The sequence below is a fragment of the Natrinema sp. HArc-T2 genome (assembly GCF_041821085.1).
GTDB lineage: Archaea > Halobacteriota > Halobacteria > Halobacteriales > Natrialbaceae > Natrinema.
Genome location: NZ_JBGUAZ010000011.1, coordinates 52,851 through 74,686, shown reverse-complemented (window position 1 = coordinate 74,686; position 21,836 = coordinate 52,851). Strand labels below are relative to the sequence as shown.

The following is a 21,836-nucleotide window of genomic DNA, read 5'->3' as shown; positions in this document are numbered from 1 at the left end:
TGCAACGATTACCGCGCCGTGGACTGGCCAACACCCGGAATCGACAGCAGCCGCTGGGCTGCTGGCGATTCCAGTGTCTTCTGCTCGATCTTTGCTTCGAGCTTCTCGATCTGTGCGTCGTACTCGTCGATCACGGAGAGGTGTGCTTCGACGATCGTTCGATCAGCATCACTGAGCGAGAGTTCCGCGAGGAACTCTCGCCCAGTTGGGCCGAACAACTCGCTGTCGTAGGCGTTGTCGGTGCGCTTGAGGACAGCTCTGACGCGGTTTTTCTCTGCTGTCCGTTCTTCGACGAGCGCCTTCCTCGTTCGGACGAGATCCCGCAATGTGCGGATCTCGTCCGACGGGACGTAACTCTCAACGAGCATGTCCGCCCGAAGCATGTGTGCGAGTCGTTTCGCGTCGATGCGATCGGTCTTGACCGTCGCATCGGCGATGACCCTGTTCTTTGAAGGGTTGACGAGTGTTACGTCGAGATGCTCGTCGAGCATCTCGTACACCGGGCGGTAGTGGCCAGATGCTTCGATCGCAGCTTCGCCACCGGCGTACTGTTCGGCGAGTTCGTCAAGACGATCGTTTGGCAAGCGAATCTCATCTTGCAAGTTGCCGTCGTGGACAACGACGGCAACTTGCGAGTATCGTGTGTGGGTGTCTATTCCGAGGTACATAGGACGCCTCCTTGGGACTGTGGCGTGAACGAGAGATCCTCCTATACGTGCTCGGTGGCACAAGATTCCGCGTCTTGTCACGGGCTCGGACCATTCTCTAGTAGCGTGCTTATCGCACCGGATGGATTGCGGTCTCAGCCAGTCCCTAGTGCCTCGTTCACGGCCTAGACCCTTATCTGCGGGATTTTCATGGATTCTCTATATTCAGCACGCAGCATATGTCAACTTCTGAGGGGTTCAACAGACCCACTAGACTGGCTCGTCGCGAAACCTCACAACGTCATCTTCTACGTCATCGAAATTATCGTCTGCCCCAACGAGAAGTGTTCCATCGACAGCGTCGGCCGTCGCAAGTGCATATGCATCGCCGAGTGCCATCGTATACGCTTCCTTGAGCGCGGCTGCACCGTCCCAACACTCTCGAGGATCAGAAACTGTGACACCTAACTCTTCGAGTCATTCGAGACTTGCTCGGACATCAGCAGGGCGGAATCCAACTCGAGACCCAACGTAGAGAATCTCTGTTTTCGTTACTGGACTGATGTAGCCCTCGATCTCGCCAGATGCAACGCGGTCAATCCACTCTTCGACAGTATCACTCCCTGGTTCATCGTCCAGATAGGCAACGAGTGGTTCCGTATCAAAAACGATCGTGTCCGTCATTCGTCCTCCGGGTCGCTGGAAAAGCACTCTACGACGTCATCGGCTCGCTGTTTGTCGCGTTCGCGTTCCTCACGCAGGACCGCTGTTGCGGGACGGTCCTCATCGCCATCGCGCTCGAGACCGCGGAACTCTCGCATTGAGCCGACTGGCCGGACAACGATTTCTCCATCCTCGTTCTCGAGGAATTTGACTCGTCCTGGCGCAGGAATGCCGTGTTTCTCCCGAAGCTGCTTGGGGATCGTCGCCTGCCCTTTTTCGGTGACAGAGACGACACGCTCCTCACCATTAGACGGTGTATTACTTGACACAGGTAATACTTCCACACCGAATTACTTGGCTCTGTTCCTGGCTCGTCGACTGCAATGGAAAATCATCACGAAAAGCGCAGTTCAGGTACTAGACTGCTATCGCTACTGTTTGATTATTTGAGCTAGGGAAAATTATTTGAGTCGTGTAGTACAAGTGGTAGTACGATGACCGAATCAAATCCAAGGTCGTGGAGGGAAGACATGAGTGGCCGTGAGCGTATCCGGTACGTCGTAGAATTATTGGAGGAGCCTACGCCAGTGCAGGAAATTGCAGACCGGGCGAATGTTTCACGCGCAACAGCCGACGATGAACTCCAGCGACTGCAGAGCGATGACTGGGTTACAGAGACGACTGTCAATGGAACAAAAGCGTATGATCTGAATCCCGTTCGGATGCTCTTCGATGAGGTCACCAATCTGATCGAGAAGCATTCACGCGACGAACTGGAGAGCCAACTCACAGATTTGAAACAAGAGCAGGAAGAGTTGGCAGACGAGTATGCCGTCCAGTCACTCAACGAGTTTCGGGAGCAATTCGCTGCAGACGAACTCTCAGCCGACGAGCTTCGTGAACGCCGCAACGTGATCGCGACGTGGGAGTCGATCAACACAGAACTCGGGCTCGTGAAGCATGCATTGCAGTTATATGGTGATGTGGTTGAACTCTCCTCACCCAAAACAGACTCACACTCGGCACTCGTCTAATGGTTGTCTTTCTCGCTAATCGGAAGAAATTGCAGAGTAAGCGGCTTCACGACCGTATCCAGAATCGACTCAGCCGCGAGTTCGACAATGTTCGTCGACGACGTTCCGAACCGCGTGAATCTGGCCCGTATCGGGTCGTCGGCGAAGTAAACCCACGACAGTACCTTGGCGACAGCAACTATCCAGCAACAGTAGCTCGCATCGAGATCGGCTTTCAACTGCAGACCGGAGACCCATACGAGTACTACTGGTTCAACTGGATCGAATCAGAACAAAATCTACTCGTCGGCTGGCATCAGGACGATACGCATGACGACCTTGGGCCAGTTCATTTGCAAGTCAACGATGGCTCAATGGCTGTCACTCATCAACCGGCGCAGTTTGTTGACTCACATCCGCTTGATGTCGTCGCACACAGGCTTGCAGCTCTTCCAGATGCAGTCTCAGCTGTTGAGTGTGAGAACGGACACCCTGCTGGACTCGACTCAGCTGTCTCTGTCACCAAGTAAACCGTCACGGGGTTGGCCCCAACACATCCGACCTGTTCCGCCTATAAAGGTCCGCGGGACTTCTTAAGTGAACTACCCCGCCCTACTCGCCGCCTTCGGCGGCTCCTTAAGGGCGGGGGCTTGGCATCCTCACCGCCACCGCTAACAACTCTCCAGCTGCTCGAGTCCAGCGTATTTTTGAGACCCCCTGAGGGGTGGAGGTCTTCTCGAGTTCAGTTCGATTCGACTCGACTCGAGAAGCAGTGATCAAATATGGCTACGAGCAGCAGCTCCCGGGAAACGTTCGACGATTCGGACACCCGGCACGATGAGATGCACAGTACGATCGAGGCATGGGTCCAGGACCTCGTCGATGAGGTCGATGACGCCGTCTCGAGCGAGCAGTTCACAGAGTGGTTGGATGTCCAGAGTCGGTTCCATGACTACTCGCACCGGAACACGCTGTTGATCAAACTCCAGTGTCCGCAGGCAACACGCGTTGCCGGCTACCGAACATGGCAAAACGAGTTTGACCGACACGTCAAAGAGGGGGAGACGGCGATCTGGATCTGGGCGCCTATCATTGCAAAACAGTGTCCCGACTGTGGGAACTCGCCGTCGTACCACGAGCGCAGTGACTGTGAATACGATGAAACCCCTCCGGACAGTTGGGAAAAGGGACTCGTAGGCTTTCGGCCAGCACCCGTCTTCGATATCTCACAGACTGACGGCGAGCCACTGCCCAACCTCGAGACAGAAGCCAGAGGACAGGCTGACGAGTTGGTTCCCGCACTCCTTGAGGCAGCAAACTCACTCGAGGTAGACGTAGAGGTCGTGCCACCCCAGGACTGGTCGCATAAGAACGCCAAGGGCGTCTGCCAGTATCGGCCAGCGAAACGGCCACGCGTCGCCGTCCGAGATCGCGAGAACAATGCTGACCTCGCCGTCACGCTCGTTCATGAGTACGCCCATGCGCTGTTACACAGCGGCGTCGACGACGAGGCTGAGCGATCGAAACGTGAGCTCGAGGCCGAAGCGGTCGGTTACATCGTTGGACGGCACTTCGAGTTGGATACCAGTGGGTCAGCGTTCTACCTCGCTGCGTGGCACGGTGACGAGCCCGAAACGATCCTCGACCGACTTGAGCGGATCAGTTCGACCGCCCAGGAGATCATCGACATCGTCAGCGGGGTAACCGACAATGAGTGATCGAGTGCCTCTACTGGAAATCACCGATGCGCTCGACAAGCTAACACACTGATCTCGAGATTCGGTTCTTAGTATTCCACAAAAACGGCAGGCATAATCGCGCAGCTTTCGGCAAAAATGAACATTGGATACAGCTGTCTCCCACAAAAAGACGTTTTGCTAAGCTAGTCTTGAGGGAGCGTTTGACCAGGCTGCTCAGGAGCTGGTGCAGGAGGTTCGTGCGTCCCGAAGTCGGGGTGGGTCTCTTCCATCCAGATGTACACGATCGTCCCAGAGACGAACATCAGGGCAGCGGTCAGATAGAAGGCAGCTTCGGCATTCACGAACTCCATTGAGAGCCCGATTAGGATTGCGCCGACGCCGTAGCCCGAGTCACGCCACATCCGATAGACACCCATCCCAGTCGCACGCCACGTCGGGTGTGCTGCGTCGCCCGGAACCGTCATCAGATTCGGGTAGAGCAACGCCATTCCGAGGCCGGACACACCCGAGAGAACGGCCCACGGGAGATACCCATCGACAAGTACCATCCCGAGGACGCCCGCACCGGTAAGGAACATTCCGACGACGACCGGCGGACGGCGACCGATCCGATCTGCGAGTCCACCGGTTGCAATCTGGAAGAAGTACATCGCGCTATGGATGCCGACAACGAACCCGGCCGCTGCGATTCCGAGGCCTTGACTCGTGAGATACAGTGGAACAGCGAGCCAGAACAGTGTATCGACGAACTTCTCGATGTGGCCCGCTTGTGCCGCGGCAAACAGCGTCTTGTCGCCGTAGGTCGCCCGCTTTAGCACCTCGCCGAATGGGAGGTTCGCATCGTGGTGATCGTCATCATCAACTTCTACCTCCGCGAACTGGACGGTCTCCTTGATGAGGAAGATCGAGATCAGGAACGCCAGCACGACGACGACAGCGAGGAAGTAGAACGGCTCAGGCCGGAGACTCGTTCGGGCAGCGATGATACCCGTGACCCAGGCACCGACGGCGACGCCACTGTATCCGAATGCCTCGTCGATACCCACGGCTAACCCTCGTTGCTCGGGGCCTGCAAGGTCAATCTTGGCGTTGATCGCCATACTCCAGGTCAACGCCTGGTTGATACCCAGCAGGATGTTCCCGACGGTGATCCAGCCCCAGCTCGGCGCAAAGATGAGGATGACCGGGATCGGCAGTGCAGTCACCCACCCGAGGACGAGCACGGGCTTGCGACCGTATTCACCGCCCCACTTGCCAGCGTAGAGGTTCAGGAGTCCTTTGACAAAGCCGAACGAGACAACGAACGAGCCGATGACGAACAGCGACTCGACGCCGAGTACGTCACGGCCGAGGACAGGCACAACGGCGCGTTCGGATCCGATGGTCAGCCCGGTGGCGAATACCAGGAGGACGTGGAGCGAGAACTGTCCGAGATGCTCGCGGATGCCCTGTTTGAGTTCAGTTTCCGTGCTCATAGATCACTCCGCTGCGCAGTTGTTCGGGCCCAGTTCCAGCTCGGCTAGCTCGTCAGCGGGGACAGATTCTTGTCCCACGTTCGTTCGCTTGACGCGCTCGAAGTTCGGCGGATGATCCGGGATATCCGACGCGAGTTCCTGGATGAATTCCTCGCGGTTACGGCTGAGATCTTCGTTCTGCTCTCGGACTTCGCTCAGAGTTGCAGTCACAGGCGGTTCCGGCGAACCAGGATCATGCGCCGGTAGGACAAGTGCATCGTCCGGTCGGTTGAGCAGTCGCTGCAGGCTCTCGTAGAGCGTCGCGGCGTTCTGCTCAACGTCGGAGTCTTCGATGCCAGCTTCGACACCGAGTTCGACGCGGCCCACGCTCTCGTGGAAGAGCGTGTCGCCCGTAATAAGTGCTGCCCCGTCGATGTCGAACGAGACGCTTCCTTCGCTGTGTCCCGGTGTATGGATAACTTCAATGTCGAGCTGGCCGATGGTCACGGTCTGGCCATCTTCGAGGGAGGTCGCGTCGATAGCGAGTGCGTCTTTCGGATGGAGGTAGTAGGGAACACCGTGTCGATCAGCAAGCTCCGCAGCGCCAGAGACGTGATCGGCGTGGGCGTGCGTGTCAAAGACGCCGACAAGGTCGGCGTCGTAGTCGTCGAGAATTATCTCGTATTCTTCAAAGTAGTGTGACGGATCGAAGATGGCGGCTTCACCGTCCGAAACGAGGACGTGCGAGAGGCACCCCTTGCCCGGACGCGCAACTTGGATAAGCGTCCCGTCAAGGTCTGCCTGAACTGGCGTGGAGCGGTGAACACGGCTCCAGCCGTTCATCCCATCCACGAGAGTTTTCGCGTCGTAATCCAGTTCTTGGAGGACATCAGCTGCTGTTGCTGCAGCGACGCCTGCCCCGCAGACAGTAACGATCTCCTTCTCTGTAGGAAGGTCTACGAGGCTCTCCTTTGCCGCCTCAGGGTCGTCGGTCAGTTCGTCGTAGACATCAACGTTGACGCTACCTGGGATATGCCAGCCGTCGTACTCTTCTTCGTGGCGAATATCGACCACGAGCAAGTCGTCTTCGTCGTTCTGCAATCGATTACCGAGTTCATCGGGGCTAATCTCCGCCATTAGTATTCACACATATGAGAAGTATTAGGATATAGGTGATGCCGGACATGACCGGTACTGTTAATTCGTACCAGGCCAAAGAGTCCTCTATGAGTCTGTACGAGGCTTCGTTCCGGGTCAAACACGAGTGTCCGTATCGTGAAATTTCGGAACACTATCCGGATCTCACAATCCGCGAGTGGTACCTGAACGACTGCCAAGTGATCGAAATTACCTCTCCAGAATTGCCAGCCGATGAACTCCTCGAAGAGATCGATCAAATAGGAACACTTCTCCACAAGTCAATTGACGACTCTGGTCTCCACGTCGTTACACAGTCTTGTCTCTGTTCGTTAGAGGATTCGATCATCGATCGGTTCGAACAGTACAATTGTCTGTACCAGCCGCCGACAGTCCATCGACAAGGCTGGGAGCACTACACTGTAATTGCATTCGATGAGAACGACGTCCGCGCACTGCTACAGGATTTAGAGGGCGATCGTGATATCGAGGTGCTTTCGAAAACGGCGATCACGGAACAGCAGATTCCCCACAGTATGCTCGCCCCGGTCGATCAACTGTTCGAAGACATCACTGAGCGGCAGCTAGCAGCACTTCGACTGGCACTGGAAAGCGGCTACTACGAACAACCCCGGAAGACATCACTTCGTGAACTGGCCGAACAGACTGCCGTCGCACGCTCGACGTACGAAGAACACCTTCGGAAGGCCGAGAACAAACTCCTCACGAACGCAGGACAGTTCCTGCGACTGGTCACCGCGACCTCGACGGCAGACCCATTAGAGGTAGATCGGACCCGGCAGGCTGAACAGGCAGCTGACTGACCGGGTATTGTCACTCCGGACGTGGTCCAGTTACCCAATTGTGAGTACTTTTTCGGCGTCTTCGACGATACGTAGGTAGTCGTCCATCGTGGCCCGTGGTCTGAGGTCGTCTGCCTCGAGGTCGCGGGAATCAAGACACGTCCCACACGCGAAGAGATCACCTCCATTCTGAGTGTATTTTCGCATCACGCCATGTGGATTGAATTTCTCATGCTCGAGGTCCGGTGCCTCGACGCCATCACCGAGAAGAAAGACCTCAACCATATGGTCCGCCTCGAGCGCTGTATTTGCAAGACGAAACGCGTTCCAGACGCGCTCAGGGTCGTTCGTCTCCAAGATGATTCCAATGTTCATAGGCAAGCTTTGGTGGCCACTCACTTGAGACTCGGTGGTCGTTCTCCAACAAACGGAATTGAGTTACCAATTTATGTGGAGTGCAGCACCATTTCTGGGTTGAAGTATCCAAGGGCTATGTTTAATCGCATACTGATCCGCAAAGAGGGAGCTATATGAGTGATGTAGAGAGTTTCGTTCGGTTCTGTGAGAGCGAGTTCGGGAGTGCGACTATGGACCGAGAGGCCGCGTACGTGAACCAGCACGTCGCTGCTAACGACCGAATTCTCGATGTCGGATGTGGCATCGGATCGCTCGAAGAACGGTTTTTGGATCACGAGATCATTGGAGTGGATCGTTCGGAATCAATGATTCGCGCAGCACGGGACCGAGTTTCTGCACCGTTCATTCTTGGCGATGCGACCGCGCTCCCCATCGAAACTGCATCCGTTGATACTGTCGTCTTCGTCTCAACACTCGAATTCATTCCCAATATCGATGCAGTACTAGCAGAAGCGACTCGCGTCCTCACTTCCGATGGGACCCTCGTTGCACTCGTACTGAATACGCGCTCAGAGTATATCCAGTCAAATCTTCAGCGAGAGGGGTCCTACTTTCAGCGGATGGTCCACCGAGATTCTGAGGTGTTGACGGCGACGATACTGGAATACGTCGATGGCGACCAGGAGTTCTTTTTGGGTATCTCCGACGAGACAGTCTTCGAAAGTACTGATCCGGCGACTGCCGCAATCTCAGCGGTAGTCGGAACTCCGATTGAATAAGCACAATCTCCTTGACTGGGTTCTGCGAACATGGACTACATGACTGACTCGTTCGACTCGGACTCATCTCCGCTTTTTGAGGCGAAAAAATTCGATGAACCGTCTGTTTTCACGCCGGGCGCTCTGTTAGAGAACGCTCGACGGCAAAAGAACCTCCCAGAACGCTCGGTTCCAGATATCTGTATCCTTGATCCGGATGGAGATATCGTACGCTACCTAACGACCACTGGAGAGGCATGTGAAGATGAAACATGGCCCGGCTATCACACCAACCTCTATCGGTTCGAACGAAACGGTGAGGAGTTCGGTATCGTGGGATGTGCTGTGGGGGCATCGTTTGCTGTCCTACTTGCAGAGCAACTGTTTGCTGCCGGCTGCCAATTTCTCGTTAGTGTCACCTCCTCAGGGCAGATTGTACCGAAAGATGAACCACCTTATTTTGTTCTTATTGAACGTGCACTCCGCGACGAAGGAACGAGTCATCATTATCGCTCGCCGAGTCACTATGCAACTCTCGATAACGAACTCGGTGCTTCGGTCGAAGAAGCGTGCGAAACAGTGTCTCGTCCTGTCTACACGGGGACGACGTGGACGACTGATGCCCCGTTTCGGGAAACGGAGGCAGCAATTGAATGTGCCCGATCAGACGGGATCCTTGCAGTTGAGATGGAGGCCGCTGCGCTGTACACGTTCGCAGAAGTTCGAGAATGCCCAGTCGTTTGTTTTGCACACGTAACCAACCAAATGGGGCAGACTGAGGAGGATTTCGAGAAAGGGGAGGCAAATGGGAGTCAAGACGCATTAGAGGTGATCGACGCGGCTGCTATCGCTTGGAAATCCTTGAATTGAAGAATCTTGTTGAAATCTTCTGGTAGGAATCGGTCTCAGCAGTTGTGCTGGATAGAGAAGGCATGCCGGCCATATGATATATCCGGTCGTGGTACTAAGAATCGATATCGATAAACAACTCACGTTTGGCACTCGTAGTACGGAGTTCTCAGCGGCTCAGTCGCTCTACAGGAACTCAGGAATGGAGAGCGGGTCCGGAGTCGTTGGAACGAGCCATGCAGGCACGACGCGAGTAAGCACGACCATTCCAGTGAGTTCAACTAACGTCTGCGTGACGACAACCGCCGGCACGAGGTTGTATCTCGCCGGCAACGCGAGAGCCAGCGGGAGGACGACCAGCGAGTTCCTTGTCACCGAAGTGGACACGAGTGCGCGGGCTTCACCTGCGCCCATGTGCAAAAGTCCTGCAGCGAGGCGTCCTAAGAGCGGCATGACAGCGAGAAAGACGACATAGATGGGAACGACTGCAGCAATCTGTCCAATCGAATCTTCGACTCGAGGAAGCTGGGAGGCGATGACGATCAGTAGGGTTGCACCCATCATCGGGATAGGGAACCACCCCAGCGTATCCTGCCATCGTTGGCCAGTCTCGGAGTGTTCTGCCCATACTTCAGTGAGCCACGCGAGCGTCAACGGAAGCGCGATGAGAAGCAGGAACGCCTCAATGAATGGTCTTGCACTGATGATGTCGGCTACTTGTCCACCCATAAATAGCCACAAGTACACCGGAAGTAGAAGGAACTGGACGAGCAGAAGTGCTGGCGTTGTAGCAGTGACTTGCTCGGCGTTACCCTCTGCGAGGTCAGTGAAGGCGATGACGTAGTCGATACATGGGGTCAGCAGGACCATGAACACCCCGAGGAGAATAACCGGCTCCTGTGGGAGGAATCGAGTAAGTATGTAGACGACGAACGGGACAACGAGGAAGTTCATCCCGAGAGCGGCAGTCATAAACCGGGTGTTAGTGAACGCGCGACGAAACCTTGTAAAGGGGATCTCAAGGAAAGTGACATACAGGAGGACAGCCAGTACGGGGGTGATCGCCTGCTCAAACAGTGGGGCAGCCGACGGGAGACCGGCCCCGAAACCGATGGCGAGAACGACGCTGGCGGCATAGATGGTAACCTGATGGCGTTGGAGCCAGTCGCCCACATTCATCACGATGTTCTTCGGGACGGTATGCTATACCGCTAGTGATTTACTCGCAGATCCCTCCAATGGAGGATTCATCACTGGTCACTTGCTGAATGAACCCTCTAAGTCGGTCACAACATCCGGAATTCAGTGAATCAATAATTCACTGATCGGCGTCTTTCTTTGAGAGTTCGCGAATCTTCTCTTTTGTTTCCTCTCGATGCTCGCCGAACGCCATCTCAAAGACACCGCGGTAGAAGTGCTTGGTCTTCTCCAGCGTGATGTCCTCACGTTTGAGCTGCTTTTTCAGGCGAGTGAATGAAATTTCGATGTCCTCGCTTTGCTCTGGTTCAACGTATATCGTGGCCGAATCCCGATCCTCGCGGATGTTCAACGGTTCATCGTCTGTCTCTCCTGCCTCACTGGTCGACGAATCGGTATCTGTCGTGGAAGCGGCTCTCTGTTGATCTAGTCGGCTTTCCGCCAGCGCCCGTCTTCGATATCTCACAAACTGACAGCGAGCATTGCTCGACCTCGAGACCGAAGCGTGGGGTCAAGTTGGCGAGTTGATTCCTGCACTCCTTGAGGTAGCAAACTCACTCGAAATGAACGTAGAGATCGTACCATTCCAGGACTGGTCGCATGGGAGTGCCAAGGGAATCTGTGAGTACCGCCCTCAAGAGCAGCCACGCGTCGCCGTCCGTGATCGCGAGAACGACGCTGACCTCGCCGTCACGCTCGTTCACGAGTACGCCCACGCGCTGTTACACGGTGATGTCGACGACGAGGATGAGCGATCGAAGCGCGAACTCGAGGCCGAAGCGGTCAGCTACATCGTGGGCCGGTACTTCGAGTTGGATATCAGTGGGTCAACGTTCTACCTTGCTGTGTGGCACGGAGACGATCCTCGATCGCCTCGAGCGGATCAGTTCGACCGCCCAAGAGATCATCAACGTCGTCAGCGAGGTGGTCGACGATGAGTGATCGACCGCTTCTGCTCGAGATCATCACTGCACTCGAGGAGCAGGGCTTCGATTGAGGCGAGTACCAACTACAGAGGATGATCGACGCCGAAGCACTTGAGCGGCTTGTAGACTCGACGGGCCCACAGACAGGTACTGATCTCGAGATTCGATACTCGGTTGGTGAGTTCTGTGTGGTAGTGACACCATCTGATGAGGTCACGGTCAAGGTTTCGTAGAACGGAGTAGAAGGCTCACATATTCTTTCTGGTGTTCCGTTCGCAGATCCATTTGTCGGCCGATTCATCGAGAAGTAAAGGTAATTAACCTCATGAGAAGTGGTCTGTGACACACTCTATCAAAACTACTAGCCATGTGATGACTTCACTGAACGGGAAGATTTAGGACTCAATGCTTCGTTCTGATCGACATGTCTCTCCTCTTCGAGAGTGCGATCGGCAAGTTCGACCTCTCGAGTGCTGCCCTCCATTCACCGGCAGACGAGACGTTCGAACCGGTGCGTGATGACCCCATTCCAATCGATGGGATCGTTGAATATGCGAGCTACCACGACCAACTCGCACATCCCGAGAAAGACGACTGGATTGTGGTTCCACTCCATGCGCGCAATAGCGCAGCACTCTCGGGCGAATATCTCGCCTTCACAGAACACACACTCCATGGCGATGTTTTCATCTACGATGATGGCGGCGACTATGCTTCGGTCGATCAAGACACGTTTGCCGTCTCATCGCTAGCCAACCGGGTACGCTTCTGGCACTCCGATTACGCGCCTGACGATCCGCCGTCGTACTTCGACTCTCCCATTGCAGAGCGGGAACCACCGCGAAATCCGCTTTCTGACGACAACGACACGGACACCTTCTTTGACGAACTCGAGTCATTTGTCCAAGCGGAGATGGATGTCCAACGTGATGAAAACCGAGCGAAAGCAGCCGCGTCGACGCCCGAGGCACTCCGTGCCGAGGGGTTCGGTCGATTCCATCGCTTGCATCCCTTGGTCAACCAGAAGATGGTGTCTACCGATTCAGAATCGATGACGGGCAAGTAGATCGGCAGCATGACACGTATCGAGTCGTCCAGAGCGAATTCCGGATCTTCGAAGGAAACGAAGTGCTCCTCCACCCACCAAGTAAAGAACACTCACCAGACGCGTTCCCGATTCCAGCGACAGTCGATGCGATCGAGGGACTAACCGTCAGTCTCGCTATCGACTGGTATACGATCGAGAACCGGTCGGCTGTCGGTGCGTTCCTCCGCCAGAAGCGACGGGATTTTGCACTCACTCAACTGTTAAATCCCGTTCCGTACGAGCGCGAACTTGCTGCGATTACGCGCGTTCGCGAGCGTGATGATCAACGCGCGCTCTTGACAGGCGACACAGCAGTCACCTTCGGGGACACGGCTGGTGTCAAGAGTAGTCAGCAAGACGTCGAACTGAATCAAGAACAGGAACTTGCAGTGTCCTGTGCCCTCCTTGCTGATCACCTCTTCTGCATTCATGGACCACCAGGCACAGGCAAGACGCGAACGCTCGTCGAAGTCGTCAGACGGTCAGTCGAGGCTGGGGACGACGTCCTCGTCTGTGCCGATTCGAACCAAGCAGTCGACAATCTCGTTGCTGGCTCGAGTACAGCCACTGAGACCGACGACCGATCACTGCACGCCCATGCACAACACGGTGCCGGCGAGTTCGTACTCCGACGCGTGAACGCCAGCAGATCATCAAATGAAGTCGTTAGCACCCAGTATGCTACCTGCGACGGACTAGCCGATGTTGTCGCAGCGACGAACAGCAGCGCAGCGACCCTTGAGCGAGAGTTCGATGTGCTCGTCCTCGACGAGGCGACACAGGCGACATGCACCGCCTCGTGTATTCCGCTTGCGCGAGCGGACAAAGTGATCCTCGCAGGCGATCACAAGCAATTGCCGCCATTCAGTGCAACCGAGGAGCCGCCGGAGTCTGCAGCCGGTCTCTCCCTGTTCGAACACCTCTACGCTGACGGCGGTATTTACGAGGGTGTCGGTATCCAGCTCCGAACGCAGTACCGGATGCATCGCGATATCGCCTGGTTTCCGAACAGCCGCTTCTACGACCGGGCCCTGCGGCAAGGGCGTGACGTTACCGCACTCGAGGACCGTCCGGCGTTCGTCAGCTATGATATCGGTGGGAGCGAGGAGACGATCGATCACTCCAAGCGCAACGACGCAGAGGTGCGACTCGTTGCCCATATCGCCGGTGAACTACTCGCCGATGCAGATCTCAGCCCATCCGAAGTCGGCGTCATTACGCCATACACGGCCCAGGCTAACGCTATTCGAAAGAAGTTAGCGAGACATATTGATTCTGGAAGGGACATCTCGGTCGACACGATCGACTCCTTCCAAGGAAGCGAAAAGGTCGCAATCGTAATTTCGTTAGTTCGAAGTAACGCAGCGGGCGAGACAGGCTTCCTCGGGCGCCCCATTGACGGTCCTCGGCGATTGAACGTCGCGATGACTCGCGCCCAGCGGTTCTGTGCGATCGTCGGCGACTGGTACACGTTACGCTCATCCGCAGACGGCACTGACGAAGACACTGGCCTGTAGGCGATCTCTACTCATTCCTCGAGAGCACCGGGAGACTACGTCAAGTCGAACCAGAGTTCATTCCTGTTCCCAAGTGACCGCACGGTTCGGTTTCTGTGGTGCCACATGGGTGGACACCATGACAGATCATCCGACGTTATCGGAGTTCGCTACGAACCAAGCGACTGACTCGAGGCCAGTCAGTCAGCCATCGACTGACGAGACCGTGACGATGACAGCTGACGAGCGGGTCGCAACGTACCTTATCGAAGATCAGATGGCGGATCTCACAGACGCGATTCGAGAAGCTGTCCAAAACGGCATCGACAGTCCGGGTTCATCTCGTGTTTTGGTTAGCATCTCGCCCGAGCGGTCGCTCATCCTCGATGACGGTGCTGGTGTCAATCTCGAGTCGACCGAAGGGCGGCGCAACCTCTCAGTACTCGGCGCGGGAAGCAAGCAACGAGCAGACGACGAGACAATCGGCGAGTGGGGCATCGGCAAGGGTGCGATCATCGCGAAGGGTGCCGTTCGTATCTGGAGTCACGACACCGCACTGTGTTTCGACTACCGAGATCGACGCGATTCAGGACCGTAGGCGGACGTCAGTGGGCGCGATGGCCAACTCGTGGACACTGAACATCATCTCGAGGGGATGCTCGTCGAGATCGATCACTACGAAGACGAAGTGCCGGACCCGGACAGCTACCGCTGGCGACGCTACGTTCGCGATCTTCGCAAGCGCTTCGCGCACGTACAATCCCGAACCGGCGTCTCGGTCGTGATCAATGGCGAACCGGTTGACAAGGGCGATCCACTCGAGGCAGTGGCCGACTCACCGCATCCGTCGCTCACACGCGAAACTGAGGATGCGATTCTCGCACTCGAGTACACGCCCCACGAGGGGCTCGATATCTACAGCAATGGCCTGTACGTGACGACGAAACGCGAGTACGGACTCGGCGGTGTGGTCGTCTCGAAGGGGAACTTGACGCTGAATTTTGCGCGCAACGACATCCAATCAGGCTGTGATCGCTGGCAACGGATCGACGACGCACTCGAGCAGACACGTGACGATCTATATGCTGAGGTTTCGGACGATCGGCTGACCGCCGAGAGTCGGGAAGTAATGATCGAAGCGATGGCGTCCGAGTCATCGGACGAGCAGTGGGCCGAGCGCAAGCTGTTCCAGCTGGCGACCGAGTCCCGTATCAGCCTCGAGGAGATCCAAGCAGCCCCGAAGATTGGGTGGGGTGACGGAGCCCAGAAGGGTGCGGACAAGCTCGTCGAGCGTGGCTACATCGTCCTCGATACGAGTGATGCAGCGACGCAGCGACTTCGTGATCTCGCCACTGACGAGGACACATCGATAACGATACCAAAGACGTTTGATGTTGGCGAGCAAGCCGAGTCAGAAGGTGTCTGGACGGGCTATCATCGCATCGAGGATGAATCGCAGTTGAACGCTGATCAGCGACGGTATCTCCGCTTTGCTCGAGCGCTCGCAAAAGAGCTCGGGATTGAACGAGATGTGTACTACGGCGAGGCGAGTGCCGATGCTTGGACCGACGGCAGGACGTACATCGTGATCACCGACTCAGCCGTGACGAGCCGCCAGCGTGCAGCCTGGATGCACGATCTGTATCTCGTGATGTTGCACGAGGCAGCCCACGAAATCTCAAGTCGTGACCGACCCTCGCACGGACATCACTTTGAGAGTACGTTTCGGTCGCTCGTGGTGGATCCAGGTGATCGAAGTTCGTTCGCGGAGCTTGTTCAGCAGATCGTCGACGAGTATGAGGAGGGGCTCTAGCAGAACGCGGCCATCACTTCTGGACAATTCCGGTAATGGAATGGTGAGATGTCGAACTGACTCGAGTTGAGTGCAGTGGCTCGAACTCGGCATCGTTGACCTATCGATACGCAGGATAGCTCTTCGAAGAGTCGTTAACACTGCTCTTCTGGGGATGTGATCCGAAGTTCATCCTCGACTTCGTAGAAGTAGCCCCGCTCGAGGAGCCGCGTAAGCGCGTGCTCGACATCTCGGTGCTCGAGTGCTAACTCTGTATCGGCGACCAATATGTCGGTGGCATCGTCATAATTGATCAGCGGAACACCGTCTTCTCCTTGGTCTGGCCGACATGCCTGCGTACACAGCCGGTCGTAGCACTCGAGAATCCACTCCGGAAGTGGTGGCCGTGGATCTGTGACGCGAGCCATTGCAGTTCTGTCTCGTTGTTTCGACAGTCATCCGCTTAACAGTATCCGTCGAACACGGGGTTTGCTCGCGATCGAGTAAGATTTACGCCGATGGCTTCGCGTGGTTTGACGTCGTACTCGAGAAACCCACAGTGTTGCACATCCAAACGTTGCACTGAGAAGTGAGCCTAAGTGGCGTTTCAACCTTCGGCTTGTGAGTATCAGCATCCGTGCAGTGGCAGATTTGAGCTGTGAACTGACAGTAATGGCGTGCAAGACTTAGAGCATGGATTCAGCACGACAGGAGTGATCGAACTACAATCCGTTTGATCATGCTGTGTCCATGTCCAGCGTCTCTTGGAGAGGCTCGACACGAAACACGTAATCCGCGTAACTGCCATCAAGATTCGTGGGACTCTCTTCATCGGCATGCTCTTGACAGAGAACGGCCTCTGCCTCAACGGCACCGTGCCCGGTTTCTTCCTGATATCGTTCGAGGACGACAAACGTCGCCCTCTCGGTGCAGCCGCGACGGTGGCACTCGGGAAGCGAGTCTGGAACTCCGTCCTCACGTCGGTTCTCGTCGTCTGCTTGCTTCTCTCGTCCGTTTTCCGTGTCTGCCATCCTTGGTCCCTAGGGAAGCAAGCGGGATAATGCTGTGGTCGTTCCTGATCTCGTGCCGCATTCGTGCTGTGAGCTCAGCACGGATTGCTCGAACTGCTCGGCTTCTGTCAGGAGTAGCATGACCGGCTCAGAGGCTAACTTCATCAGAGTTGGTATTCATCTCTAGCTCAGCGGAAAACCGGATTCAGCCGGTACCGACATCTATTCTGGAAAATGAGAATCGAGCGCTGCCAAATCCTCTGTGTTACACTGATTCGTTCAGGAGATCACTGATATGTTCATCGATCGTTTCGAGATCCTCGTCGAACACACCAAACATGGTAAAATGACCCCACAAGCTAGGGATCGGTCGGAACTCACTGTCTGGAATCATCGTCTCCTCGTATTTGCAGTCCCGTACCGGGAAAAACATATTCTCCTCGAAAGGCATAACGTATACTTTCGCTTCAATCCGGCCAAGCGCCGCTTCAAGATCGCCATCGGTATTGCGACTCACGTCGCCGTGCTGCCATTTTGTCGCCATCGTGAGTAGGTTATTCGGGTCCATTGGCAGGAACCAGTCCTCAAAGAAGTTTGCCATGAAGTCATCGACTGACTGGAATCCTGCCCGCTCCCAGGCCTGTTCGGACTGGTGATAAAACTGGGTGCTTAGACCCATAACTGACCAGATAAGAGCGTGTCGCCGCAGCCCCGTGTGGACAGCGTGCGGCTCCGTATAAAACCCCTCGTTCCACGCGGGGTCTGAACGGATCATCTCTTTGTGGGCTTCGATAAAAAGCTGGTCGTGTGGTGTGACCTTGGCCGTACCAGCGATTGGAGCGGCTCGCTTGACCATATCCGGATACCGAACGATCCACTCGTAGGTCTGCTGTGCACCCATCGACCACCCAAGGACGAGTTGGAGTTCTTCAATCCCAAACTGTTCCGTGATGAGTTTGTGCTGGGCACGGATGTCGTCCTCGATCATTACATCCGGAAAATAGCCCATACCACCGTCTTGTGGCGGCGTGTTGTGCGGTGACGACGAAAGGCCGTTCCCGAACTGATTTGGGAGAATGACAAAATACTCTGTCGGGTCGATTGCCATGTCTTCGCCGATAAACCGTTCCATATCCCGGTGGGTCCCAGAATACATATGGGGAAAGAGGATGGCATTATCTTTCTCGTCATTCAGGTCGCCGAACGTCTGATAGGCGAGTTTAGCATCTCGGAGCGTTTGCCCACGCGCGAGCTCGAAATCCCCGAGATCAAATAATTCGAAGTCACCGTGTTCGTCCTGTGTGTAGTACTCGTTTTCGAGGTAGCGGTCTTCCAATGTCATGATGTTTAGTGGCCTTGGTAGTATATACCATGGCCAATGTGGACATACTGAACTAACAAATATAGTAGTTCGGGGGTGATAGTTTGATTGTCGCCTGTATTGACCAATTCTGCCTCCGTCTAGGTGAGCAATAGTGATGCTGAATTTGCGCCCTGTATCTCGCACGTTTCAAACTATCCGTTAAGAATATGATGGACGGGCGTACAAGAGACAGCGGGTGTATCCAGCGATAGCAACCTGACGACGGATCCGAATCACATGAAATGGGAATACACCACTGCGGCGAGGATTCCTACGTTGACGACGATGCCGGCGTAGGCGACTGTGTAGTCAAGGACGGTCAAGGCCAGCGAAAAGACAGCAACCGTACCCACTAACAAGGGCCAGTGGTCCCAATCAATGAACAACGCGCCGGCAGCGGCGACGAATCCGATGGCAGCCACCGCCCACAGGATCCCGAACACACGCACACTCATGTCTCCGACGTTCACCGCACTGTCGAGGAGCGTCGTCTTGTACGGGAACTAGGCGACGTCGGCGAGTTCGAAATACACAGCGGTGCCAAGAAGATTAACAATCCCATGTCCAACGAGGATGGTCGATCCCACGTACGTCAGGAGACTTTTCATACCTGTACGTATACAGTATCTCAGAATGATCATTTCGGTAGATGAATTCCTGCGCCGAGTGCAACGTCCCATCACTGCCCACGTACAAGACCGTGCTGGCCCACTGCGACACCAGGCGGAGCAACAACTGAAATGGTAGGCGTGTCCCGGTCACCGATCCCCCGCTTGTACCGTCTCGCATCGCTCACGACGCTGGTGCTAACGACAGTTGCCACCAGCGTCGGACTGTTCGTCCCGAACTTCTACCGCGATCACCCGGTGTTGCTCCCCCAGATCTACGGGCAAGACCTGTTAACGCTCGTGGTCGGCGTTCCAGTCCTTGCTGTTTCGCTGTACTATGCAGACCGTGGGTCGCTACGAGGCTACGTCGTTTGGCTTGGCGTGACTGGCTATCTGTTGTACACCTATGCCTCATACGCCTTCATGACCGCGTTCAACGAACTGTACCTCGTGTATACGACGTTGCTCTGGCTGACGCTGTTCACGTTCATCGGGGGAATGGTTCGGCTCGATGTGGCGGTGCTGAAACGGGAGCTGAGTGAGGCGTCCGTCCGCCCCTACGTCGCCTTCCAGCTATCGCTGGCCGTATTGGTCTCGTTGCTATGGCTCTCGGAGATTCTGTCGGCGACCCTCGCGGGGACGTCACCAGCGGCCATCGCCGAGACGGGACTCCCCACGGCGGTCATCTATTCGCTGGATCTGGGCATCATCGTCCCCGCATTTGCACTGACAGCCTACTGGCTCTGGAACCGTCGATCTTGGGGATACGCGTTCACCGCCGTTTTGCTCGTGAAGATCGCCACGCTCGGCGGCGCTGTCCTCGCAATGATTGTTTTCATGACCCTCGACGGGCAGGTCGTGCCGCTGCCCCAGATCCTCATCTTTGGAACGTTGACGGCCATCAGTCTGTGGCTAATGGGTCGATTTCTGGTGGCGATTGATCCCGAGTCCGACCCAGTCCGGGTAGGGACGAGTCTCGATAGTGGGGATGAATTTTAGCGGGCTGCTGATCTTACCTTACTCGAAGAAGAACTTCTCCGGTAGCCAACGAGGGGTGAATATGAACCCTTCCTGTGCGACATTCGCGCTGTATATCTTGCAGGGCTTCAAAAAATGAGTTGGAACTGGCAGTTTGATCGTAGGATGATGTACTCACAAGTTCACGGTTGAAGCTACAATAAGACGGTCTACTGGCATATCGGCTGAGCCACGTCTATTCGTCAAGGAAAGTGTCGACGTCAAATTCAGTTTCCCAGCGTGGTCGCACCGGCCCTGGCATCTCGTCAGCAAGATTGCGCAGTTCATCAAGCGTTGTCCACGTGTGGCATTGCCCCATCGCTTCCCACCGCTTGAAGAAACTCAGATGCACCCAGCTGTACACCGCCGGTTCCTCGTCAACACCGGCAGTTCTCTCTTTGATAATGTCGGTTAACTCGCGCTCGGTGATATGGATCCCCTCACGCTGTGCGGCTGTGATGAGCGACGCTAACTCTCGTTTCTTCTTTTCTTGCTCTCGATTTTTCTCATCGATGTTGTCAAAGTCTGTATAGTAAACGGAGAGTGCTGCCTGGATAACGTCCTCTCGTGTTTCAAGGCCGCCACGAGTGAGGCCTGTGTAATCTCGAGGAAACACAAACGTCTTCCTCGCGAACAACGATCTGCACACGCCCAATTCAGGACTCTCTCCGCCGTCTTCTTTCTCGTAGACGCCCGCGATAGAGTCAGCGAATTCACCGAGTAGATTGATTTTGATATCGAATGCAGGGATAACCGCTGTGTCAAGATCGAGTGTGTCTCCAAGCACGATCGACTCGGAGTTGGTTGGCATGTTCAAGCAGTTGGCGAACTCGCGTAGCCGGTGGCCGTACTGGCCCCGGTAGCTACCGAGAACGAGGTAACTGGTGTCTGCTTGCTCGAATCGTGGCAGTTCCTCATTCATGTATCGAATGACTTCCTGCCAGTCTCTCTGTGGCGCTTCTATCCCCTCGAATATTCGGTTGACAGCTTGGTAGATGGCGTTTGCGTTCTGGGGAACCCGTGGACCGCTCATATTCCACTCTACAGAAGTGTTCGCCTTAAGTGTTGATAGGACAAGTTGGCAGAAGCGGTCTAACCCCAACCTGGCTAATCCGAACAGTTACATAACTTCGGCTGGAAAAGACGCATATGAGCAATAGCGCGGACGCCCACCGCGGTCCACCCGAAAGGCCAACCGATCCTTTCGGTGGGGAAGACGTTCTGCCGTTCGAAAAACAGCGACGCGCACACCGGTTTATCACGCAGAAAACTCGCTACTACATTATCCAAGCAACCCTCGGGCATCCTGACCATCTCGTCACACTGGACGAATTGGAATACCTGGTACCCAAGAATCGGTCGACCATCCTTGAGCATCTCGACCGCCTCGCGGAGAAAGAACTCGTGACAAAACATGTCTATAACGGTGATGACGCTGAACAGAATGATCCACGCGAGTTCTGGCGGTTCACCAGCTACGGCATCACCCTACTTGATGAATACGACTACCTCCGGTACGTGCCTGTGCTGCGCGCCCTTCAGGACAACCTCTACCTCACTGAGAAAATCGAGCGGCACCGAAATGCACCTCGTCCCGCCCTGCCTGATGACGTTGCCAACGCTTTCACCGCGCCCACTCTCGACGATGAAATGCAAGCCGAACTTGACGATGTGTTGGCTGCCCGGGAACGTGGTGGCGGCCGACTCTTCGACGCTCCCCCAGTGGAACCAGACCTAGACGCCACCACCGAGGACGACGCCGATCGTCCGCTCGACGAACTGTTTTAATACTGGGGCGGCACTCTCTGTGTGAGCTGTTTTGTGACAGATTCCTACGATCCAATCTCGAGTACGTCGATTGCTTCCCGTGGTTTGACGTCGTACTCGAGGAAACGATTGGCGGCCAGTTGCCAGGCGTGCTCGACGAGTTCGGTCGTATCGGCCTGCTTTCGTCACCGG

At 55.6% G+C, this 21,836-nt stretch carries 20 protein-coding genes and 5 pseudogenes; 12 read left to right on the top strand and 13 right to left on the bottom strand.

Annotation, left to right across the window (positions count from 1 at the left end; all coding sequences use genetic code 11):
- Positions 1–8: 8 nt before the first annotated feature.
- From ACERI1_RS17775 to ACERI1_RS17765, 3 genes are all read right to left on the bottom strand, one after another.
- Positions 9–668 carry an IS110 family transposase gene (locus tag ACERI1_RS17775; protein WP_373619796.1) on the bottom strand — a complete coding sequence of 220 codons (660 nt, stop codon included), beginning with the start codon at positions 666–668 and terminating at the stop codon, positions 9–11.
- Positions 669–1,124: 456 nt separating this feature from the next.
- Positions 1,125–1,331, bottom strand: a complete 207-nt coding sequence (locus ACERI1_RS17770; protein WP_373619795.1) for a type II toxin-antitoxin system VapC family toxin — start codon at positions 1,329–1,331, stop codon at positions 1,125–1,127.
- Positions 1,328–1,639: an AbrB/MazE/SpoVT family DNA-binding domain-containing protein gene (locus tag ACERI1_RS17765; protein WP_373619794.1), complete on the bottom strand. Its 312-nt coding sequence runs from the start codon at positions 1,637–1,639 to the stop codon at positions 1,328–1,330. The genes ACERI1_RS17770 and ACERI1_RS17765 overlap by 4 nt, the downstream gene beginning before the upstream one ends.
- A gap of 165 nt (positions 1,640–1,804) precedes the next feature.
- Between ACERI1_RS17765 and ACERI1_RS17760 the strand changes: the two genes are divergently transcribed.
- From ACERI1_RS17760 to ACERI1_RS17750, 3 genes are all read left to right on the top strand, one after another.
- Positions 1,805–2,344 carry a helix-turn-helix domain-containing protein gene (locus tag ACERI1_RS17760; protein ID WP_373619793.1) on the top strand — a complete coding sequence of 180 codons (540 nt, stop codon included), beginning with the start codon at positions 1,805–1,807 and terminating at the stop codon, positions 2,342–2,344.
- Positions 2,344–2,853, top strand: a complete 510-nt coding sequence (locus ACERI1_RS17755; RefSeq protein WP_373619792.1) for a hypothetical protein — start codon at positions 2,344–2,346, stop codon at positions 2,851–2,853. Before ACERI1_RS17760 ends, ACERI1_RS17755 begins: the two co-directional genes overlap by 1 nt.
- A 252-nt stretch (positions 2,854–3,105) precedes the next feature.
- Entirely contained in the window at positions 3,106–4,041 is a 936-nt protein-coding gene (locus ACERI1_RS17750; RefSeq protein WP_373619791.1) for an ArdC-like ssDNA-binding domain-containing protein, read from the top strand.
- Positions 4,042–4,205: 164 nt separating this feature from the next.
- On the opposite strand, the gene ACERI1_RS17745 is transcribed toward ACERI1_RS17750, so the two are convergent.
- The gene (locus ACERI1_RS17745) at positions 4,206–5,498 is read right to left on the bottom strand and encodes an MFS transporter (RefSeq protein ID WP_373619790.1); all 1,293 of its coding nucleotides are present in this window, start codon (positions 5,496–5,498) and stop codon (positions 4,206–4,208) included.
- A gap of 3 nt (positions 5,499–5,501) precedes the next feature.
- Positions 5,502–6,614 carry an MBL fold metallo-hydrolase gene (locus ACERI1_RS17740; RefSeq protein ID WP_373619789.1) on the bottom strand — a complete coding sequence of 371 codons (1,113 nt, stop codon included), beginning with the start codon at positions 6,612–6,614 and terminating at the stop codon, positions 5,502–5,504.
- Between the two features lie 89 nt (positions 6,615–6,703).
- On the opposite strand from ACERI1_RS17740, the gene ACERI1_RS17735 reads away from it, so the two are divergent.
- On the top strand, positions 6,704–7,438 hold the full coding sequence (locus ACERI1_RS17735; protein ID WP_373619788.1) for a helix-turn-helix domain-containing protein: 735 nt from the start codon (positions 6,704–6,706) through the stop codon (positions 7,436–7,438).
- A gap of 30 nt (positions 7,439–7,468) precedes the next feature.
- Here the strand turns inward: ACERI1_RS17735 and ACERI1_RS17730 are convergent, their stop codons facing one another.
- A complete protein-coding gene (locus ACERI1_RS17730; RefSeq protein ID WP_373619787.1) occupies positions 7,469–7,792 on the bottom strand; it encodes a DsrE family protein in 324 nt (107 codons plus the stop codon).
- Positions 7,793–7,947: 155 nt separating this feature from the next.
- Here ACERI1_RS17730 and ACERI1_RS17725 point away from each other — a divergent pair, with 155 nt between their 5' ends.
- Together ACERI1_RS17725 and ACERI1_RS17720 are read left to right on the top strand one after the other, a co-directional pair.
- A complete protein-coding gene (locus ACERI1_RS17725) occupies positions 7,948–8,553 on the top strand; it encodes a class I SAM-dependent methyltransferase (protein ID WP_373619786.1) in 606 nt (201 codons plus the stop codon).
- Positions 8,554–8,592: 39 nt separating this feature from the next.
- Entirely contained in the window at positions 8,593–9,402 is an 810-nt protein-coding gene (locus ACERI1_RS17720; protein ID WP_373619785.1) for a nucleoside phosphorylase, read from the top strand.
- Between the two features lie 165 nt (positions 9,403–9,567).
- On the opposite strand, the gene ACERI1_RS17715 is transcribed toward ACERI1_RS17720, so the two are convergent.
- Together ACERI1_RS17715 and ACERI1_RS17710 are read right to left on the bottom strand one after the other, a co-directional pair.
- The gene (locus ACERI1_RS17715; protein ID WP_373619784.1) at positions 9,568–10,560 is read right to left on the bottom strand and encodes an arsenic resistance protein; all 993 of its coding nucleotides are present in this window, start codon (positions 10,558–10,560) and stop codon (positions 9,568–9,570) included.
- Positions 10,561–10,699: 139 nt separating this feature from the next.
- Positions 10,700–11,026: pseudogene (locus tag ACERI1_RS17710) on the bottom strand (hypothetical protein); the annotation flags it as partial.
- Here ACERI1_RS17710 and ACERI1_RS17705 point away from each other — a divergent pair.
- The 4 pseudogenes from ACERI1_RS17705 to ACERI1_RS17690 form a co-directional block, all read left to right on the top strand.
- Positions 11,002–11,520, top strand: a pseudogene (locus tag ACERI1_RS17705) (ImmA/IrrE family metallo-endopeptidase); the annotation flags it as partial. The pseudogenes ACERI1_RS17710 and ACERI1_RS17705 overlap by 25 nt on opposite strands.
- Positions 11,513–11,737 (top strand): annotated as a pseudogene (locus ACERI1_RS17700) (HalOD1 output domain-containing protein). The pseudogenes ACERI1_RS17705 and ACERI1_RS17700, both read left to right, overlap by 8 nt.
- Positions 11,738–11,928: 191 nt before the next feature.
- Positions 11,929–14,185: pseudogene (locus ACERI1_RS17695) on the top strand (AAA domain-containing protein).
- A gap of 41 nt (positions 14,186–14,226) precedes the next feature.
- Positions 14,227–15,900: pseudogene (locus tag ACERI1_RS17690) on the top strand (ATP-binding protein).
- Positions 15,901–16,034: 134 nt separating this feature from the next.
- Here ACERI1_RS17690 and ACERI1_RS17685 read toward each other — a convergent pair.
- From ACERI1_RS17685 to ACERI1_RS17670, 4 genes are all read right to left on the bottom strand, one after another.
- Positions 16,035–16,307, bottom strand: a complete 273-nt coding sequence (locus tag ACERI1_RS17685) for a hypothetical protein (protein ID WP_373619783.1) — start codon at positions 16,305–16,307, stop codon at positions 16,035–16,037.
- A 309-nt stretch (positions 16,308–16,616) separates the two neighbouring features.
- Positions 16,617–16,910 (bottom strand): hypothetical protein, encoded by a 294-nt coding sequence (locus ACERI1_RS17680; protein ID WP_373619782.1) that lies wholly within the window; start codon positions 16,908–16,910, stop codon positions 16,617–16,619.
- Positions 16,911–17,154: 244 nt separating this feature from the next.
- Complete coding sequence (locus tag ACERI1_RS17675) at positions 17,155–18,231, bottom strand: alpha/beta fold hydrolase (RefSeq protein WP_373619781.1); 1,077 nt, start codon at positions 18,229–18,231, stop codon at positions 17,155–17,157.
- Between the two features lie 254 nt (positions 18,232–18,485).
- Positions 18,486–18,695, bottom strand: a complete 210-nt coding sequence (locus tag ACERI1_RS17670; protein WP_373619780.1) for a hypothetical protein — start codon at positions 18,693–18,695, stop codon at positions 18,486–18,488.
- Positions 18,696–18,992: 297 nt separating this feature from the next.
- Between ACERI1_RS17670 and ACERI1_RS17665 the strand changes: the two genes are divergently transcribed.
- A complete protein-coding gene (locus ACERI1_RS17665; RefSeq protein ID WP_373619779.1) occupies positions 18,993–19,859 on the top strand; it encodes a hypothetical protein in 867 nt (288 codons plus the stop codon).
- A gap of 214 nt (positions 19,860–20,073) precedes the next feature.
- Here ACERI1_RS17665 and ACERI1_RS17660 read toward each other — a convergent pair whose 3' ends face one another.
- Complete coding sequence (locus tag ACERI1_RS17660; RefSeq protein WP_373619778.1) at positions 20,074–20,910, bottom strand: hypothetical protein; 837 nt, start codon at positions 20,908–20,910, stop codon at positions 20,074–20,076.
- 116 nt (positions 20,911–21,026) lie between these two features.
- On the opposite strand from ACERI1_RS17660, the gene ACERI1_RS17655 reads away from it, so the two are divergent.
- Entirely contained in the window at positions 21,027–21,665 is a 639-nt protein-coding gene (locus tag ACERI1_RS17655; RefSeq protein ID WP_373619777.1) for a hypothetical protein, read from the top strand.
- The last annotated feature ends 171 nt before the right edge of the window (positions 21,666–21,836 follow it).

Coding starts and splice junctions, on each gene's coding strand:
- ACERI1_RS17655 (WP_373619777.1), top strand. CDS start 21,027: ATGAGCAATAGCGCGGACGCCCACCGCGGTCCACCCGAAAGGCCAACC.
- ACERI1_RS17680 (WP_373619782.1), bottom strand. CDS start 16,910: ATGGCAGACACGGAAAACGGACGAGAGAAGCAAGCAGACGACGAGAAC.
- ACERI1_RS17740 (WP_373619789.1), bottom strand. CDS start 6,614: ATGGCGGAGATTAGCCCCGATGAACTCGGTAATCGATTGCAGAACGAC.
- ACERI1_RS17770 (WP_373619795.1), bottom strand. CDS start 1,331: ATGACGGACACGATCGTTTTTGATACGGAACCACTCGTTGCCTATCTG.
- ACERI1_RS17685 (WP_373619783.1), bottom strand. CDS start 16,307: ATGGCTCGCGTCACAGATCCACGGCCACCACTTCCGGAGTGGATTCTC.
- ACERI1_RS17735 (WP_373619788.1), top strand. CDS start 6,704: ATGAGTCTGTACGAGGCTTCGTTCCGGGTCAAACACGAGTGTCCGTAT.
- ACERI1_RS17750 (WP_373619791.1), top strand. CDS start 3,106: ATGGCTACGAGCAGCAGCTCCCGGGAAACGTTCGACGATTCGGACACC.
- ACERI1_RS17660 (WP_373619778.1), bottom strand. CDS start 20,910: ATGAGCGGTCCACGGGTTCCCCAGAACGCAAACGCCATCTACCAAGCT.
- ACERI1_RS17745 (WP_373619790.1), bottom strand. CDS start 5,498: ATGAGCACGGAAACTGAACTCAAACAGGGCATCCGCGAGCATCTCGGA.
- ACERI1_RS17730 (WP_373619787.1), bottom strand. CDS start 7,792: ATGAACATTGGAATCATCTTGGAGACGAACGACCCTGAGCGCGTCTGG.
- ACERI1_RS17675 (WP_373619781.1), bottom strand. CDS start 18,231: ATGACATTGGAAGACCGCTACCTCGAAAACGAGTACTACACACAGGAC.
- ACERI1_RS17720 (WP_373619785.1), top strand. CDS start 8,593: ATGACTGACTCGTTCGACTCGGACTCATCTCCGCTTTTTGAGGCGAAA.
- ACERI1_RS17775 (WP_373619796.1), bottom strand. CDS start 668: ATGTACCTCGGAATAGACACCCACACACGATACTCGCAAGTTGCCGTC.
- ACERI1_RS17665 (WP_373619779.1), top strand. CDS start 18,993: ATGGTAGGCGTGTCCCGGTCACCGATCCCCCGCTTGTACCGTCTCGCA.
- ACERI1_RS17725 (WP_373619786.1), top strand. CDS start 7,948: ATGAGTGATGTAGAGAGTTTCGTTCGGTTCTGTGAGAGCGAGTTCGGG.
- ACERI1_RS17755 (WP_373619792.1), top strand. CDS start 2,344: ATGGTTGTCTTTCTCGCTAATCGGAAGAAATTGCAGAGTAAGCGGCTT.
- ACERI1_RS17715 (WP_373619784.1), bottom strand. CDS start 10,560: ATGAATGTGGGCGACTGGCTCCAACGCCATCAGGTTACCATCTATGCC.
- ACERI1_RS17760 (WP_373619793.1), top strand. CDS start 1,805: ATGACCGAATCAAATCCAAGGTCGTGGAGGGAAGACATGAGTGGCCGT.